This is a genomic window from Pseudomonas sp. BS-2016 (genome assembly GCF_001806145.1).
GTDB classification, from domain to species: Bacteria; Pseudomonadota; Gammaproteobacteria; order Pseudomonadales; family Pseudomonadaceae; genus Aquipseudomonas; species Aquipseudomonas lundensis.
In genome coordinates this window covers 1-2,140 of the sequence record NZ_MLCT01000098.1, presented here as the reverse complement: position 1 = coordinate 2,140, position 2,140 = coordinate 1, and the positions used below count along the sequence as shown (strand labels likewise).

Here is a 2,140-nt window from a genome sequence, read left to right as displayed (position 1 = left end):
ATACGCGGATGGGACAGACGTAACGTCTACTACTTCCAGATGCTTGGGTCGTTGGCCTCCCACTACAAGTTCAGCCTGGAAGTACCGTTCAACCAACTCCCGGCAGACCAGCAGAAGGTCATTCTAAATGGCAGCGGTTCGCAGAATGTCGACTTCAAATACCTGAACGATCGCGGTGATATCGTCAAGCGCTCGCACCCGTTCGAAGGCATCGTGCCGAACCTGGAACGCCGTTACCGCGAAACCGAATCGGCGAGCGTGCGCGAGGAGCTGGCGAAGTTCCTCAGCACACAGCCATGCCCGGATTGCCGTGGCACGCGCCTGCGCCGTGAAGCCCGGCATGTATGGGTGGGCGAGAAGACCTTGCCTGCAGTAACCAACCTGCCGATCGGCGATGCCTGTGAATACTTTGGCGTGCTGAAGCTGACCGGTCGTCGTGGCGAAATTGCCGACAAGATCCTCAAGGAGATTCGCGAGCGGTTGCAGTTCCTGGTCAACGTGGGCCTGGACTATCTGTCGCTGGACCGCAGTGCCGATACCCTGTCTGGCGGTGAGGCACAGCGCATTCGCCTGGCCAGCCAGATCGGCGCGGGCCTTGTGGGCGTGCTGTATATCCTCGACGAGCCTTCGATTGGCTTGCACCAACGAGATAACGACCGCCTGCTGGGCACGCTGAAACACCTGCGCGATATCGGCAATACCGTGATCGTGGTGGAGCATGATGAAGACGCTATCCGCCTGGCGGACTACGTGGTCGATATCGGCCCCGGCGCGGGCGTGCATGGTGGCCATATCGTTGCTGAAGGCACGCCTGCCGAGGTGATGGCACATCCTGATTCACTGACCGGCAAATACTTGTCGGGGCGTGTGAAGATTGAAGTACCCGCCAAGCGAACGCCGCGTAACAAGAAGATGGCGCTGCATCTCAAGGGCGCGCGCGGGAACAACCTGCGCAATGTCGACCTGGAGATTCCGCTGGGCCTGCTGACCTGCGTGACCGGTGTTTCCGGTTCGGGCAAGTCGACGCTGATCAACAACACCCTGTTCCCACTGAGTGCCACCGCCCTGAATGGCGCGACCACCCTGGAAGCGGCGGCTCACGACAGCATCAAGGGCCTGGAACATCTGGACAAGGTGGTCGACATCGACCAGAGCCCGATTGGGCGTACGCCTCGCTCCAACCCAGCCACCTACACCGGGCTGTTTACCCCTATCCGTGAGTTGTTCGCTGGCGTGCCAGAGTCGCGCTCACGGGGTTATGGGCCGGGCCGCTTCTCGTTCAACGTCAAGGGCGGCCGCTGTGAAGCGTGCCAGGGCGATGGCCTGATCAAGGTGGAAATGCACTTCCTGCCGGACATCTACGTGCCGTGCGATGTGTGCAAGAGCAAGCGCTACAACCGCGAGACCCTGGAGATCAAGTACAAGGGCAAGAGCATCCACGAGACCTTGGAAATGACGATCGAGGAAGCTCGCGAGTTCTTCGACGCAGTGCCGGCGCTGGCGCGCAAGCTGCAGACGCTGATGGATGTGGGCCTGTCGTACATCAAGCTGGGGCAGTCAGCGACCACGCTGTCGGGTGGCGAGGCGCAGCGGGTCAAGCTGTCTCGCGAGCTGTCCAAGCGTGATACCGGCAAAACCTTGTATATCCTCGATGAGCCGACCACTGGCCTGCACTTCGCGGATATCCAGCAGTTGCTGGACGTACTGCACCGCTTGCGGGACCACGGCAATACCGTGGTGGTGATCGAGCACAACCTTGATGTGATCAAGACTGCCGACTGGCTGGTAGACCTGGGGCCAGAAGGTGGTTCTAAGGGTGGCCAGATCATCGCAGTGGGCACTCCGGAGCAGGTTTCCGAAATGCCTCAATCGCACACCGGTTACTACTTGAAACCGTTGCTGGAACGCGACAGGGCCTGATTTTTTCATCGCCCAATAAAAAGCCCCTGCCACTTTGCGGTGACGGGGGCTTTTTTATAGCCGGGAATCAGAACTGCGATTGCAGGTAATTTTCCAGGCCGATCAACTTGATCAGGCCCAACTGCTTTTCCAGCCAGTAGGTGTGATCTTCTTCGGTGTCATTCAACTGCACCCGCAATATTTCCCGGGTGACATAGTCGTTGTGCTGTTCGCAAAGCTC

The 2,140-nt window shown here is 59.3% G+C and carries 2 protein-coding genes; one reads left to right on the top strand and one right to left on the bottom strand.

Annotated features, from left to right (window positions below):
* Positions 1-1,920, top strand: a 1,920-nt coding sequence (uvrA, locus tag BKD70_RS22605; RefSeq protein ID WP_070415436.1) for an excinuclease ABC subunit UvrA, incomplete at its 5' end; no start/stop codon positions are given.
* A 67-nt stretch (positions 1,921-1,987) separates the two neighbouring features.
* Here the strand turns inward: uvrA and BKD70_RS22600 are convergent.
* Positions 1,988-2,140, bottom strand: a 153-nt coding sequence (locus BKD70_RS22600; RefSeq protein WP_305879749.1) for a ferritin-like domain-containing protein, incomplete at its 5' end; no start/stop codon positions are given.